This window comes from Pseudoalteromonas sp. '520P1 No. 423' (assembly GCF_001269985.1).
Lineage (GTDB): Bacteria > Pseudomonadota > Gammaproteobacteria > Enterobacterales > Alteromonadaceae > Pseudoalteromonas.
Genome location: NZ_BBZB01000001.1, coordinates 417,206 through 431,621 on the forward strand (window position 1 = coordinate 417,206; position 14,416 = coordinate 431,621).

The 14,416-nt window shown below is 36.3% G+C and carries 13 protein-coding genes; 11 read left to right on the forward strand and 2 right to left on the reverse strand.

The window, feature by feature from the left end; genetic code table 11:
- Positions 1 to 63 precede the first annotated feature (63 nt).
- Together trpS and PSA_RS01900 are read right to left on the reverse strand one after the other, a co-directional pair.
- Positions 64 to 1,062, reverse strand: a complete 999-nt coding sequence (gene trpS, locus PSA_RS01895; RefSeq protein ID WP_042149047.1) for a tryptophan--tRNA ligase — start codon at positions 1,060 to 1,062, stop codon at positions 64 to 66.
- A gap of 244 nt (positions 1,063 to 1,306) precedes the next feature.
- On the reverse strand, positions 1,307 to 2,206 hold the full coding sequence (locus tag PSA_RS01900; RefSeq protein ID WP_042149050.1) for a LysR family transcriptional regulator: 900 nt from the start codon (positions 2,204 to 2,206) through the stop codon (positions 1,307 to 1,309).
- A 122-nt stretch (positions 2,207 to 2,328) separates the two neighbouring features.
- On the opposite strand from PSA_RS01900, the gene PSA_RS01905 reads away from it, so the two are divergent.
- From PSA_RS01905 to PSA_RS01955, 11 genes are all read left to right on the forward strand, one after another.
- Positions 2,329 to 2,814, forward strand: coding sequence for a VOC family protein (locus PSA_RS01905; RefSeq protein WP_042149054.1), 486 nt, complete (start codon positions 2,329 to 2,331; stop codon positions 2,812 to 2,814).
- An 863-nt stretch (positions 2,815 to 3,677) separates the two neighbouring features.
- Positions 3,678 to 4,148, forward strand: coding sequence for a Na+/H+ antiporter subunit E (locus PSA_RS01910; RefSeq protein ID WP_042149056.1), 471 nt, complete (start codon positions 3,678 to 3,680; stop codon positions 4,146 to 4,148).
- Positions 4,148 to 4,441, forward strand: a complete 294-nt coding sequence (locus tag PSA_RS01915; protein WP_042149059.1) for a monovalent cation/H+ antiporter complex subunit F — start codon at positions 4,148 to 4,150, stop codon at positions 4,439 to 4,441. Before PSA_RS01910 ends, PSA_RS01915 begins: the two co-directional genes overlap by 1 nt.
- Positions 4,442 to 4,792, forward strand: coding sequence for a monovalent cation/H(+) antiporter subunit G (mnhG, locus tag PSA_RS01920; protein WP_042149063.1), 351 nt, complete (start codon positions 4,442 to 4,444; stop codon positions 4,790 to 4,792). It abuts the gene before it with no gap.
- The gene (locus PSA_RS01925) at positions 4,789 to 5,808 is read left to right on the forward strand and encodes a DUF4040 domain-containing protein (RefSeq protein ID WP_337589999.1); all 1,020 of its coding nucleotides are present in this window, start codon (positions 4,789 to 4,791) and stop codon (positions 5,806 to 5,808) included. The genes mnhG and PSA_RS01925 overlap by 4 nt, the downstream gene beginning before the upstream one ends.
- Positions 5,802 to 6,185, forward strand: coding sequence for a cation:proton antiporter subunit C (locus PSA_RS01930; protein WP_042149065.1), 384 nt, complete (start codon positions 5,802 to 5,804; stop codon positions 6,183 to 6,185). The genes PSA_RS01925 and PSA_RS01930 overlap by 7 nt, the downstream gene beginning before the upstream one ends.
- The gene (locus tag PSA_RS01935) at positions 6,182 to 7,660 is read left to right on the forward strand and encodes a monovalent cation/H+ antiporter subunit D family protein (RefSeq protein WP_042149071.1); all 1,479 of its coding nucleotides are present in this window, start codon (positions 6,182 to 6,184) and stop codon (positions 7,658 to 7,660) included. The genes PSA_RS01930 and PSA_RS01935 overlap by 4 nt, the downstream gene beginning before the upstream one ends.
- On the forward strand, positions 7,657 to 9,156 hold the full coding sequence (locus PSA_RS01940; RefSeq protein ID WP_042149074.1) for a monovalent cation/H+ antiporter subunit D family protein: 1,500 nt from the start codon (positions 7,657 to 7,659) through the stop codon (positions 9,154 to 9,156). Before PSA_RS01935 ends, PSA_RS01940 begins: the two co-directional genes overlap by 4 nt.
- Before the next feature lie 3 nt (positions 9,157 to 9,159).
- Complete coding sequence (locus PSA_RS01945) at positions 9,160 to 9,426, forward strand: hypothetical protein (RefSeq protein WP_042149077.1); 267 nt, start codon at positions 9,160 to 9,162, stop codon at positions 9,424 to 9,426.
- Positions 9,413 to 11,101: a Na(+)/H(+) antiporter subunit D gene (locus PSA_RS01950; RefSeq protein WP_042149080.1), complete on the forward strand. Its 1,689-nt coding sequence runs from the start codon at positions 9,413 to 9,415 to the stop codon at positions 11,099 to 11,101. The genes PSA_RS01945 and PSA_RS01950 overlap by 14 nt, the downstream gene beginning before the upstream one ends.
- 792 nt (positions 11,102 to 11,893) lie before the next feature.
- Complete coding sequence (locus PSA_RS01955; RefSeq protein WP_059364701.1) at positions 11,894 to 14,392, forward strand: hypothetical protein; 2,499 nt, start codon at positions 11,894 to 11,896, stop codon at positions 14,390 to 14,392.
- Positions 14,393 to 14,416 lie beyond the last annotated feature (24 nt).

Genomic DNA, 14,416 nt, shown 5'->3' on the forward strand with positions numbered 1-14,416 from the left:
TGGCATGTGACAGCCATTAAGTTTAATAATGGCTGTTTTTAAACGTAAAAGCAAAGTTGTATTTCAGAATAAATTTAATCCAAAAGCTGATTTAACACGCTGAGAGACGGCCTGAGTTTGTTGGTTTGCCAGCTCAGTTCCAGATTTAAGAATAGAAATGAGTTCTGCTTTATCAGCTAAGTAACGCTCTCTCTTAGCTCTGATCGGTGTGATTAGATTAATTAAACAATCACTTAAAATACCTTTTAATTTACTGTCCCCTAACCCACCAGATGCATAATGGTTTTTAAGTTGTGCGATATAGGTTTTATCTTCATGAAAAGCATCTAAATAAGTAAATACAACATTACCTTCTACTTGCCCAGGATCGTCTACTCTTAAGTGATTTGAATCGGTATACATAGCGCGAACAGCTTTTACTATCATGTCATCACTACTACCAAAAGTAATCACATTACCCAGTGATTTAGACATTTTAGCTTTACCATCTACACCCGGTAATCTAGGTGTATCACTCAATAATGGTTTCGCTTCAATTAAAACAGGCTGCTGTGCAATATTGTTTAATTTTCTTACTATTTCATTGGTAATTTCTATCATAGGTAACTGATCATCGCCAACAGGAACTAAAGTCGCATCAAAAGCTGTAATATCGGCAGCTTGGCTAATTGGGTAACTAAAAAAACCAGCAGGAATAGAGTTACCAAATTGCTTACTGGCAATTTCAGCTTTAACGGTTGGATTTCTTTCTAAACGTGAAACAGATACCAAGTTTGCATAAAACATGGCAAGTTCAGATAAAGCAGGTAAAGCTGATTGCAAACAAATAGTAGTTTTTGTAGGACAAATACCAACAGCAAGATAATCAGCCAAAACATTTAAAATATTGCCCGACACTTTTTGTGGGTTATGACCGTTATCAGTAAGGCCTTGTAAATCAGCAATTAAGATTGTTTGTGAATACTGGTTTTGTAATTCAATTCTATTTTTTAACGAACCAACATAATGGCCTAAATGAAGTGGTCCTGTAGGTCTGTCACCTGTTAAAATTTTATGAGTCATGTGTATTTCCTTCAATTTAAAATAAGCGACCGAAAGAAATAGTATGATATTCAACTGTTACCTTTCGGCAGCCGTTGAACAAATAGATTCAAGTGCCGCTCTAAAAAGAGCGCCACCAGCAAATTTGTGAGATATAACAAAGTATTTTCATGGGATTAAACTAACACTTGATACAATTATAAACAACTACTTTGTACCCATTTTAAGTTAAATCTGTATATTCGAGCAAAGAATCTTTATCTCATCACCTTTTGACTACATCCAAATGCTTTTTCAATATCGACTTCACAACATCAAAGCGCGCAGGTAGTGCTCTCTTTCTCTTTTTGACCATATATAGGGTTTGCATTACGGGCTGCTTTAAAGAAAGTATCTGTAACCTTTCTGGTGTTTGAAAAGTATCTACGGCACTTTTTGGCAAAACAGTAAAACCTAGCCCTTTTGCTACAGGTTCTAGTATTTGGCTGATTTGATTGACATAACCACTAACAGGTATTTCTTCAATGTTTAAATGTGTCTGAATTGACTCCTGACTTTGTGCAAAATAAAGAGATAAATAAAGCTCTGCATCTGGGTGATCAATAAGACCAAGTTGAATAAGTAAATTATCACTATTATCATTAGTTTCAATATTGGCCGGCAGCACTAAACACAGTTGTTCCAAACCGATTTCAGTCACATCAAATAAACCCTGACTTGGCATATCAGTGATAATACCTAAATCTATTATTCCCGTTTGTATTTCATTTAATATCTGATGATTAGGGGCTGCTTTTAGCTTAACAACAAGCCCAGGGTGTAGAACTTGTAAGTCCAATAAATTAGGATAAAGCATTAAGGCAAGTGCGCCTGAGCAAGCTAAAGTACAACAACCAGAAAACGGATTATCAAAAGCTAACCGCGCTAATAACGCTTGTTCATTTTCAACTAGATCTAATGCGTATTGGTAAACTAAACGCCCTTGCTCAGTTAATTCAAAGCTTTTTTTATCTCGCGATATAAGTGAATACCCACTTTCAACTTCAAGCTTTCTAATATGCTGACTCACACCTGGTTGAGTCATAAAAAGCTTTTCTGCCGTTTGTGTAAAATGCCCAGTATCAACTAAGGTCACAAAGGTCTCTAACCAAATAGGATTTAACATGCCAAACATCATAATAAAAAATTATTATTATGATTATAATTGATAATTTTAAATAATAAAGATAACGCCATACACTTGCTTCATCAAATGAGAAATGAATAAAAAAGTCTTAGGAGCAAGTTATGAAAATGAATCACATAGGCATTATGGTTGGTGAAATGGACAAAGCTGTTGAGTTTTATACTCAAGTGCTTGGCCTTAAAATAGTTATGAACAATACTAAAGTACAAGAAGAACGTGAAACTGCAATTGGCCGAATGTGCATTGCCGTTTTTGGCGAAGGATTTAAAGGTTTTAATATTGCGCATTTAGTAACAACAGACGGAATCGGTGTTGAATTATTTGAAATGAAAGAACGTGCCCAACGACATGATCTTGATTTTTCGAGACTGGGTATTTTTCATTTTTGTCTGCAAACTGATGATTTTGAAACTGTAATGCAAAAAACTGAAGAATATGGCGGTAAAGTAAGAATGGACGTAATGCGCTATCACCCAGAAGATGATTCAAAACCCGCTAAAATGGTTTATTTAGAAGACCCTTTTGGTAATTTATTTGAACTCTACTCACATACATATGAAGAAACCTACGCTGCTGATTATGAGTAATATTTAAGAAACTTTTTATTGTATTAACCCTTAGGTTAATACAATAAAAAAGGGATTAAGATATGACTATAAATAAAAAAACCTGAACAACTCATTAAACTGAACCACAGATAGTAAACTTAGCCCTCCTTCTTGGCATATCAATTGAATACGCTTACTCCTTTTTAACACTCGCGATAATAATTAAAATTTTTTTCCTTTTTGAACAAATAATTTAGTCACTATTTTCTCTTGAAAATTCGTAAGCTAACCACTTATGATTTGTGGTGTTAAATTGCGCCTTCACTGGCTTTGGTGATGTTATCTTAGGTCATGACAGCATATAAATAAAAAATATGGTTGTAATTTAGTCAACCCATATAATTAAAAAAACGCCACTTTTTTGATGAAAAAAAATACGATTTGAATTTACCAATAACAAAAAATGAGCTATAAGTAATGAATATTTATAAATAATTTTTTGAAATTAGTAATATTTTATAACAGTGTTTATGCATATCTCCCTATCATTTTTCGCGATATTTTTGCTGATAACACCAAGAAAGTAAGGCAATAACGTAGGCAAGTATCCACCCTGTGGGGTTGATATTAACGGTGGTTTAAAAACGAAAATTAAAGGCTACGCTCGCATTTTCGAGCGTTGACGCGTATATCACCAAATTTTCAATAAAACTCACTAATGTTCTCAATGCAAAGGGTAATAACACGCATTGTCGACTAACGTTAGAAATTGTTAACCAAGGAGAGATTGTGATCGAAAACATGCAAATGGATCTTGAATATGTAATAGATAGTGTATTGCAAAAAGCAAGTCGCATGATTAAACAATCAATTTTCCCTCATGAACAGCCCAGGGTTTATCAATGAAACATACCATTAGTTTATTTCTGATTTTAATCGCATTTTGGCTTCTTAATTCAGGCCATTACAGTCTGCTAATCTCATCTCTTGGTTTCGCGTCTATCGCGTTAGTTTTAGTCATTACTCATAAAATGGATGTCGTTGATAATGAGTCACAACCAGTCTATTTATCAACCAAAATATTTGGCTACTATATGTGGTTAATCAAAGAGATTATTAAAGCCAATATCACTGTCGTAAAACATATTTGGCTAGGTGTAAATAGTATTTCACCAACACTGAAAACAATTAAAATCAGCCAGAAAACTGACATGGGAAAAGTTATCTATGCTAATTCAATTACCTTAACGCCAGGTACAGTCGCAATCGATTTAGTAGATAACGAAATTACCGTACACGCCTTAGTTTATAAGGATATTGAGGCTTTAGAAACCGGTGAAATGGATCGCCGAGTAACCTTATTGGAACGCTAATGTTAATTGCAGCCACACTTGCTATTTTTGTCGCCATGATTTTAGCAATTATTAGAGGAATTGCTGGGCCGACACTTTATGACCGTATTTTGGCGGTTAATATGTTTGGCACTAAAACGGTATTACTCATTTCTTTGTTGGGATTTGTAATGGGCAGGCCTGAATTTTTAGATATTGCCATAGTGTATGCACTGATCAACTTTATTAGTGTCATTGGGGTATTACGTTACTCGGATACACATCAATTTAAACATACACCTAACGATAACGAATCTATAAAGAAGGATGTTTAAATGGAGATTGTAATAACGATTAGTAGTGGTTTTTTTATACTCCTTGGTAGCTTTCTTTGTATTTCAGGCGGTATTGGACTGCTACGTTTTCCTGATTTTTATACCCGTATGCATGCAGTTGGTGTGACAGATACATTAGGCGCTGGTATGATTTTGGTCGGGCTTATGATACTTAGTACTGATCTTTTAGTTTTTGCCAAATTAGTTATGGTATTGCTTTTAACCTTGTTAGTTGGCCCTACAGCCAGTCATGTCTTAGCCAAATCCGCTTTTCATAATGGTGTCATACCTAAAGGTTCAAGTAACCTTAGCCAAGATAAACAAAAGGAGAATAACTCATCGATTATTTGATTGATATCGTATTATTAACCTTCTTGATTATTATCGCCGTTGCGATAATTCGCACGAAAGATTCCTTTGCCGTTGTTATGCTCGCTGGTATTTATGGACTTTTATCCGCAAGCTTTTTTGTTGCTATGGATGCAGTTGATGTTGCTTTTACTGAAGCTGCTGTGGGGGCTGGTATATCAACCTTACTCATGTTGGTTGTTATCTCGATGACAGGGCGTAAAGAAAAGCCAACTCGACACAAACCACTACCAGCACTTTTTATTGTAATTATAACAGGTGGATTACTCATCTACGGCACATTAGATATGCCTCATTTTGGCTCCGAAGACGCTCCGATTCATAACCACACATCACCTCGTTATATCAATGATTCGATGCAAGAAATTGGAATACCAAATATTGTCACATCCGTACTTGCAAGTTATAGAGCATTTGACACTTTTGGTGAGGTGGTTGTTATTTTTACTGCAGGTATCGGTGTGCTAACACTGCTATCAGTTGCTCGCACTAAAAACAATGATGATGAAATTGAGTCAATCAATGATTCTATGCATCGACAGCACCTTGTTATTCGTATTGTTGCTAAGATGCTCATTCCTTTTATTTTCTTGTTTGCTCTTTATGTTCAATTCCATGGTGATTTTGGTCCTGGAGGTGGTTTTCAAGCAGGTGTTATCTTTGCTTCCGCTATTATTTTATATGCGATGCTTTTTGGGTTAGTTACTGCACGTAAAGTCATTAATCAAACCTTTATTCAATTCATTGCGGCACTGGGAGTATTGATCTATGGCAGTGTGGGTGCTGTATCTTTGATGAATGGAGGGAACTTCCTTGATTACAATGTGTTATCAAGCAATCCCATTACAGGCCAACACTTAGGTATTTTAATAATTGAATGGGGAGTGGGATGTACGGTTGCCTCCGTTATGGTCGTTATCTTTTTCAACTTCGCAGGTCGCAGAGAGCGCAAACAACATAAAAAGCCATCTCAAGATAAGGAATCACCCATATGTTAATAGGTCTTTTTAATTATTGGATTGTGATAATTTTGATGATGATTGGGCTCTACATTGTGATTGCTCACGGTAACTTAATAAAAAAAATTATAGGCTTAACTATTTTTCAAACTTCGGTATTTATTTTTTATATTAGTATCGCTAAAGTTGATGGCGGAACCGCTCCGATTTTAGCTGATGGCATAACGCAATACTCAAACCCTTTACCTCATGTTCTTATTCTGACAGCCATTGTTGTTGGCATTGCGACCACGGCGTTAGGTTTATCATTAGTTGTTCGTATTAAAGAAACCTATCACTCAATTGAAGAAGAAGAAATTCAACAGCAAGACAATGAAGAGCAGCAGTCTAAGAATAAAGCGGAGGAAAGCGCGTGATTACACACCTTCCTATTTTACAAGTTATCGTACCGCTAATGTCTGCACCTATTTGTTTACTGTTAAATCGCGCTAAATTGGTATGGCTGTTTTCTCTCCTTGCTAGTGGTTTGGCATTTGTAATAAGCATTTTGTTATTACAACAAGTGATGATATCTGGTGTGATTAGCTACGAATTAGGTGGCTGGCAAGCGCCATGGGGAATAGAGTATCGCATTGATAAACTTAATGCTTTTTTACTGTTAATTATTTCAGGTATCAGTACGGTCGTTTTAGTTGCAGCCCAAACCAGCATTGAAAAAGAAATCCCCAAAGATAAACACACTTATTTTTACGTTTTATATCTACTCTCTCTCACTGGCATGTTGGGTATTGTTGCAACTGGCGATGCCTTTAATGTTTTTGTGTTTTTAGAAATATCATCGTTATCTGCATATGCCTTAATCGCTATGGGCCAAAAGAGACAAGCGCTTTGGGCTTCGTATCAATATTTGATCATGGGAACCATAGGCGCCACCTTTATTTTAATTGCGATTGGTTTGATGTATCAAATGACAGGCACGCTAAATATGCAGGACTTGTCACACCGTTTACCTGAAGTAGCACAAACGCGTACCGTATTTGTTTCCTTTGCTTTTTTGATTGTGGGTGTATGTTTAAAATTGGCTATGTTTCCACTGCATTTATGGTTACCTAATGCTTATGCCTATGCACCTTCTATCGTCACTGCTTTTTTTGCAGCCACCGCAACCAAAGTAGCAGTTTATTTATTAATTAGATTTACTTTTTCAATATTTGGCTTCTCTTTTTCTTTCGCAACGATTCCATTGCAAACATTATTTATGGCACTTGGATTGATTGGTATTTTTATCGCTTCAGCAACAGCTATTTATCAAAATAATGTTAAACATATTTTTGCCTATTCAAGCATAGCTCAAATTGGTTATATGATTGTAGGTTTTAGTTTAAGTACAGCAGCAGGATTAACCGCAACCTTATTGCATATGTTCAATCACGCGTTAATGAAAGGTGCTATATTTTTAGCCTTAGCCGCGGTTATTTATAGAATAGGCAATGTTGAACTCAATAATTTACGTGGTTTAGGGCGTCAGATGCCATTGACCATGGCGGCAATTGTTACTGGCGGATTAAGTTTAATTGGCGTGCCTTTAACTGTTGGTTTTGTCAGTAAATGGTATTTACTCACTGCATTAGTTGAACAAGGATGGTGGCCTGTTGCGGTGCTCATTCTTCTAGGGTCAATGCTAGCGGTTATTTATGTTTGGAGAATAGTAGAAGTTGCTTACTTCAAAGCGCCCTTAGATGAAAATATAAAAGTTAAAGAAGCGCCGGTGAGTTTTCTGATCCCTATATGGACACTTGTCATCGCCAATATTTACTTTGGCATTGATACTCGATTGAGTGTGCAGGTAGCACAAGGTGCCGCACAAAGCTTGTTTGGAGTATCACCATGAATCTTTCTTTAGAGCTGATGCTGCAACTGTGTATTATCATTCCGTTCTTAGCAACATTCGCGATTGTTGCATCAAGACGTTATCCAAACCTGCGAGAAAGTGTCACCCTTTCAACCAGCCTAGTGTTAATTTTTTTAGTTGTGACTTTATATCAAGGTTTATCTTCAGGAAAATTTATCAGCGTTTATTGGTGGGAGCTTTTACCCGGTTTAACCATTAGTTTTAATATTGAACCACTGGGTATGTTGTTCGCGTTAGTTGCAAGTTTCCTCTGGTTGGTGACTACGTGTTATTCCATTGGCTATATGCGCAGCCACCAAGAAAAGAATCAAACGCGTTTTTATGTGTGTTTCGCCGTTGCGATTGGCGCGGTGATGGGTCTTACTTTTTCAGCAAACCTTTTTACTTTGTTTATATTTTATGAAGTACTGACACTCTCAACTTACCCTTTAGTGACACACGCAGGTACTGAAAAAGCAAAAAAAGGTGGACGAACTTATCTAGGGATTTTACTAACAACATCAATCGTTTTCTTCCTGCTAGCGATTGTCAGTACTTGGCTTGTAGCAGGCACTTTAGACTTTAAGCCCGGTGGTATATTTACAGATGATGTTGATAAAATAACTGCTAGCATCTTATTGGTATTGTTCATTTTTGGCATTGGAAAAGCCGCTATCATGCCTTTTCATCGCTGGTTGCCTGCCGCTATGGTTGCACCAACGCCAGTGAGTTCCCTTTTACATGCAGTAGCCGTCGTAAAAGCAGGTGTGTTCACGGTATTAAAAGTCTGCACCTTTATTTTTGGCTTAGATTTATTGGCCCAATTACCCTCCACGCAATATTTATTATATCTGGCCGGAGCTTCTGTATTGCTTGCCTCCATTATTGCCATGCTACAAGACAATTTGAAAGCAAGATTGGCTTATTCAACCGTGAGTCAGCTAGGTTATATAACAATCGGTGCTTTACTAGCAACCTCTTCAGGCGTAATTGGTAGCGCTATGCATATCGCTATGCATGCTTTTGGTAAAATTACGTTATTTTTCTGTGCAGGTGCTATTTTAGTGGCGGCACATAAATCAAAGATTAGTGAAATGCATGGTCTTGGTAGGCAAATGCCATTTACCATGACTGCGTTTTTTATCGCCACGCTCAGTATTATCGGCTTACCACCTACAGGCGGAGTATGGAGTAAGTGGTATTTATTAATGGGCACCCTAGAAACAGAACAGTTTATAATGATGACTGTTTTAATGATTAGTTCCCTGCTCAACATTGCCTATTTGTTGCCTATCCCTTTTCACGCTTTTTTCCCTAAGAATTCAAACAATAATGATCAATTTCCAGATAGCGCTTTAACTAAAGTTAAAATAAAAGAAGCACCGCTCGCTTCATTAATTGCGATAGGTATTGCCACCTTAGGGTGCTTGATCCTCTTTATCTACCCACAAGCGCTTTATGAGTTAGCTGCGGCCGCACTCGAACACGAGAAATAAATTATGCTAAATAATAATGAAAGTGAAAATGAGAAACACTGGCTAGTAAGAAAGAAAACGATTGTTTTACTTTGGCGTGTCGGTCTGATGATTTTGTTCTTGTTGGTTATGGCAGATTTTTTTGTTCATGCTCACCCATACTTCGGGATTGACGGCAGCTTTGGCTTTTATTCATGGTTCGGGCTTACAACCTGCATAGCAATGGTGCTTGTTGCTAAAGCGCTGGCCATTTTTTTAAAGCGTAAGGATACTTATTATGATGATGAGTGATTTCCCGCCTGGGCTTATATTAATTTTTGGTGCCTTTTTATTGCCAATTATAAGTCAAAAATTTAGACCTATCCTTACGTTAGGTTTACCAATTGTGACACTCTATTTAATATGGAGTTTACCAAATGGTGTGTTTTCTACATTTCCACTTTTCGATTATCAACTGTCCTTTGTTCGGAGTGACGCCCTAAGTCGAATATTCGCGACGGTTTTTTCCATTATGACATTTGGAGGCAGTTTGTATGCGCTTAGGCAGAAAAGTGTTTTGGAGCTATCTGCGGTCTTTGTATACGCGGGCAGTGCTATTGGCGCTGTATTCGCAGGAGACCTGATAAGTCTATTTATATTTTGGGAGCTTATGGCAGTGGCTTCTACTCTTATCGTGCTTTCCGTCAATAATAAACATTCTCTACAAGTTTCAATCCGTTACTTTTTAGTCCACGTATTCGGCGGTACCTTGTTATTAGTGGGCATATTAGCGCATATCTTGGACACAGGTTCGATAACATTCAGTGCAATGGAGCCAAATTCCTTTGGCACAATACTTATCATGGCTGGTTTTCTTATTAACGCTGCTGCACCACCACTTTCTGCATGGTTATCTGATGCCTATCCAGAAGCCTCTTTCAGTGGCGCCGTTTTCCTCTCTGCTTTTACAACAAAAACAGCCGTATATGTTTTATTGCGTGGTTTTCCAGGTGCAGATATTCTAATTTATATCGGAATATTTATGATTTTTTACGGGATTATCTACGCGTTATTAGAAAACGATATGCGCCGGATCCTTGCTTATAGTATCGTAAATCAAGTGGGGTTTATGGTGACGGGTATCGGGATTGGTACCGATATGGCGCTAAACGGTGTCGCTGCACATGCCTTTACACACATCATCTACAAAGCACTACTACTTATGTCTGCTGGATCTGTGCTTTACATGACTGGAAAACGCAAATGTACCGACCTTGGTGGCTTATTTCAAAGCATGCCTCTCACCGCCATTTGCGGCATTATTGGCGCACTTTCAATCTCATCATTTCCTCTGACTTCTGGCTTCATTAGTAAATCAATGATCAGTCAAGCTGCCGCAGATCAAAGCTTAACAACCGTTTGGTTTTTTTTGATGGCAGCCTCTGCTGGTGTATTTCTTCATGCGGGTATTAAATTTCCTTGGTTTGTTTTTTTCCAAAAAGATTCAGGCATGCGCCCATCAGATCCACCTTGGAGCATGAGATTAGCAATGCTTCTTTTTTCAGGAATTTGCATCGGCTTAGGCGTATTTCCAGAATATTTATACGCTATGCTGCCCTATGAGGTCACTTACAAACCTTATACTGTCACGCATGTGATCCACATGTTGCAGCTGTTATTATTCTCTGGTTTTGCTTTTTTCCTCATGTTGCCTTGGATGAAACGAACATTGACTATAACCCTTGATGCAGATTGGATTTATCGCCGTGCAGTGCCAAACGTATTGCAAAAAATGTTTAGCGTTATTTGGCAACTAGATCTTTCACTAAGAGATGCATTGAAATTAAAGCTTAATCTATATTTAAGTTATTTTTCTGGCAAGAATGACCGACTAAGTATTCTACTGTCACGAAACCACCCTTCAGGTAGTATGGTGATGTGGGTCGCTGTTGTACTAGCGACTTATTTATTGCTTAGCTTTATTTAATAAAATATCGACTCACTATTTTTATAAATTATTAAGTGGTTTATCTACATCAAACATAAAAAATCTCCTGTTAAGTTAAACTTATCAGTAGGTTAAATAACAATCAGACCTTACTGTCTTTCGACAACTTCTGTCAGCAGACAATAAATTTTGATCATTTCAGGAGTTGGGGTAACTGATAATTACCCTTAATGACAATATAATTTGATCATTTTACTGTTTTATTGGCATGTAACCAATGGCCGCCTTGTGCCATAAGCGGACCTTCAGTCGCTTACATTTTAAGACTACTCAGAGCCTTTATCTGACATTATAAAAGTAAACCAAATAATCATTCAGTTCAAAATTAGACCTCTAAAACTTAATGCTATCTTGTATTAATAATTTTGAATTTAGAGCTTAACTGGACAATCAAAAAATAAGCAATGTAACCTAGTTTTAATAAGGGTTTAAACATGGAATTAATTCATATATTAAGACGTTGGGATCTATGGAGCACAAGGAGAGTATTAAAGAACTAAAGAGCATTGTTATATTCTCTGAAGCTCTTTTTAAAGATCTTGTTCTGCACAAGTAAATTACAGAATAAAGGTATATTATTTAATTTAGCATGTAAAATGCTTTTATTTTAAAAAAATCAATTACTTATTAAAATTTTTTGGAATGTTTTGATATACTTTTTGAGTTGTGTAGTTACACATTTTACTTTTGCTATATAAGTTATAAATACGTATTGAGCAATAGACAACAGCCCAACAAATTTTATTAAATTCAATTTAAAAAGGAAATAAAGTGAAGATTACTGTCAACTTAGGAATAAAAATATATATTTCAATTATATTTTTATTTATTAAAAGTCCAGTGTTTGCTTCTAACGCACCAATAGTAGAATACAGCTACACACCATCAAGTATATATGTAGGTGAAAAAGTATTACTCACTTGGTCAGCTACAAATGCAACGGAGTGTAAAAATAATTATGGTAACAGCCTTAGCTTAAACGGTTCTTGGAATCCAGTCAGAAATACAGCCGGTACTTTTACCACATCTATCACTTGTAAGGGTTTAGGTGGTTCCACTACAAAATCATCTAGTTATACAGTAAAAAACTACCCACCCCCAACAATAGAGTATAGCTACACTCCATCAAGTATATATGTAGGTGAAAAAGTATTACTCACTTGGTCAGCTACAAATGCAACAGAGTGTAAAAATAATTATGGTAACAGCCTTAATTTAAACGGTTCTTGGAATCCAGTCAGAAATACAGCCGGTAATTTTACCACATCTATCACTTGTACGGGTTTAGGTGGTTCCACTACAAAATCATCTAGTTATACAGTAAAAAACTACCCAGCCCCAACAATAGAGTATAACTACACTCCATCAAGTATATATGTAGGTGAAAAAGTATTACTCACTTGGTCAGCTACAAATGCAACGGAGTGTAAAAATAATGATGGTAACAGCATTAGCTTAAACGGTTCTTGGAATCCAGTCAGAAATACAGCCGGTAATTTTACCACATCTATCACTTGTACGGGTTTAGGTGGTTCCACTACAAAATCATCTAGTTATACAGTAAAAAACTACCCAGCCCCAACAATAGAGTATAACTACACTCCATCAAGTATATATGTAGGTGAAAAAGTATTACTCACTTGGTCAGCTACAAATGCAACGGAGTGTAAAAATAATGATGGTAACAGCATTAGCTTAAACGGTTCTTGGAATCCAGTCAGAAATACAGCCGGTACTTTTACCACATCTATCACTTGTACGGGTTTAGGTGGTTCCACTACAAAATCATCTAGTTATACAGTAAACTACCCAGCCCCAACGATAGAATATAATTACACACCTTCAACGGTTTACGTAGGTCAAAAAGTATTGCTAACTTGGTCAACTACAAACGCAACAGAGTGTAAAAATAATAATGGTAACAGCATTAGTTTAAAAGGTTCTTGGAATCCAGTCAGAAATACAGCCGGTACTTTTACCTCATCTATCACTTGTAGTGGACCAGGAGGAACAACAGAAAAATCATCGGAGTATACTGTTTTAGAGAGGCCTAAGGGCAGTACTGTAATTGAAAAGGCAAAAAATATAGATGTAGATAATTTTGTCAGTGGTCTTATCTGTAACATAGATCCTGAAACTTTTACAGAGGTTGCTTTAGAGGATTTAGACCCTGAAAAAACAGATTATTATGAATGCGATGTAAAACATATGTACAATGCTTCTCAGGGCATTGATGGGATTTTGGATTTATATTTAGCGACAAATGATGAGGACTATCTTGATTTAGCTATAGAATTATCTAAAAAGTATATAGGACAAGGAAAGTATATAGAACAAGGAAAGTATATAGAACAAGGAAAAGAGGATAGTAAGTATAAAACTTGGTTTAGTTCTAATCTATATAACTCTTCTATTAAAAAGAAGCTTACTAAACTTATTAAATATCATGATTTTCATTATGAATGGCGAGCAGCTCAAGGTATTGCAAGAACGGCTGCTGTAGCAAATAATGTTGACACTAAGCAGGATACAGCGATTGAATTAACTAACTTCCTTGAAGAGCATGTTTGGAAAAAATGGGGAGAAAATGGCTTTAGAGATAAACTCAGTGGTCTCACAGTTCCTCATTTTATTAGTCGAGCTGGAATAATTGCTTTAAATCTATATAAAATAACAGAAAATACTAAATACTCTGATTTTATTGAAGAAAACTCTAAGAAACTCAAAGGGGCTTTAAGAGAGATTGAGATTGATATTAATGCTGAAGATAAAGCTTACAATATTACTTGCTATACAAATTCAGATAAAAACTGTGCAACTGCTACGCTTCCAATAGAAGGGACACTTGATGTGAGTCATGCGAGAGATATCATCTCATTTATTGTTGAGGTTTATTTAGAGGGTAAATCAGATGAGCAGTTTGAGGAAATCTTTGAACAGGAAGATATATTAAAGCTAGTTAATACAGTTAAATACGGTATAATTTCAACTGAAGATAAAATGTTTCAAAGTAACGTGTGTACTTCTTGTATGCCTGTCAACTCGACTTATCCTTTAAAAGATCGCTATTACAATAATTTAGGCGCGCTGCAAGGTGCTTGGGTTAAACTCGCTAGATTTGACTCGGATCTTAAAAATATATATTTGAAATGGCTAGGTGTTGATACTGTGGAAGAACCTAGTGTTATTATTAATCAAAATTTGAAAGGTAATAACCATAGCATAATGCAAATTTATGGTAATTTAGCATACGCAATAAAAGGTAATTAATTATCTTTAGAAGGTTAGATGTAG

Bases quoted from the DNA above. Each gene is read 5' to 3' on its own strand.
- trpS (WP_042149047.1), bottom strand. From the start codon at position 1,062: ATGACTCATAAAATTTTAACAGGTGACAGACCTACAGGACCACTTCAT.
- PSA_RS01900 (WP_042149050.1), bottom strand. From the start codon at position 2,206: ATGTTAAATCCTATTTGGTTAGAGACCTTTGTGACCTTAGTTGATACT.
- PSA_RS01905 (WP_042149054.1), top strand. From the start codon at position 2,329: ATGAAAATGAATCACATAGGCATTATGGTTGGTGAAATGGACAAAGCT.
- PSA_RS01910 (WP_042149056.1), top strand. From the start codon at position 3,678: ATGAAACATACCATTAGTTTATTTCTGATTTTAATCGCATTTTGGCTT.
- PSA_RS01915 (WP_042149059.1), top strand. From the start codon at position 4,148: ATGTTAATTGCAGCCACACTTGCTATTTTTGTCGCCATGATTTTAGCA.
- mnhG (WP_042149063.1), top strand. From the start codon at position 4,442: ATGGAGATTGTAATAACGATTAGTAGTGGTTTTTTTATACTCCTTGGT.
- PSA_RS01930 (WP_042149065.1), top strand. From the start codon at position 5,802: ATGTTAATAGGTCTTTTTAATTATTGGATTGTGATAATTTTGATGATG.
- PSA_RS01940 (WP_042149074.1), top strand. From the start codon at position 7,657: ATGAATCTTTCTTTAGAGCTGATGCTGCAACTGTGTATTATCATTCCG.
- PSA_RS01945 (WP_042149077.1), top strand. From the start codon at position 9,160: ATGCTAAATAATAATGAAAGTGAAAATGAGAAACACTGGCTAGTAAGA.
- PSA_RS01950 (WP_042149080.1), top strand. From the start codon at position 9,413: ATGATGATGAGTGATTTCCCGCCTGGGCTTATATTAATTTTTGGTGCC.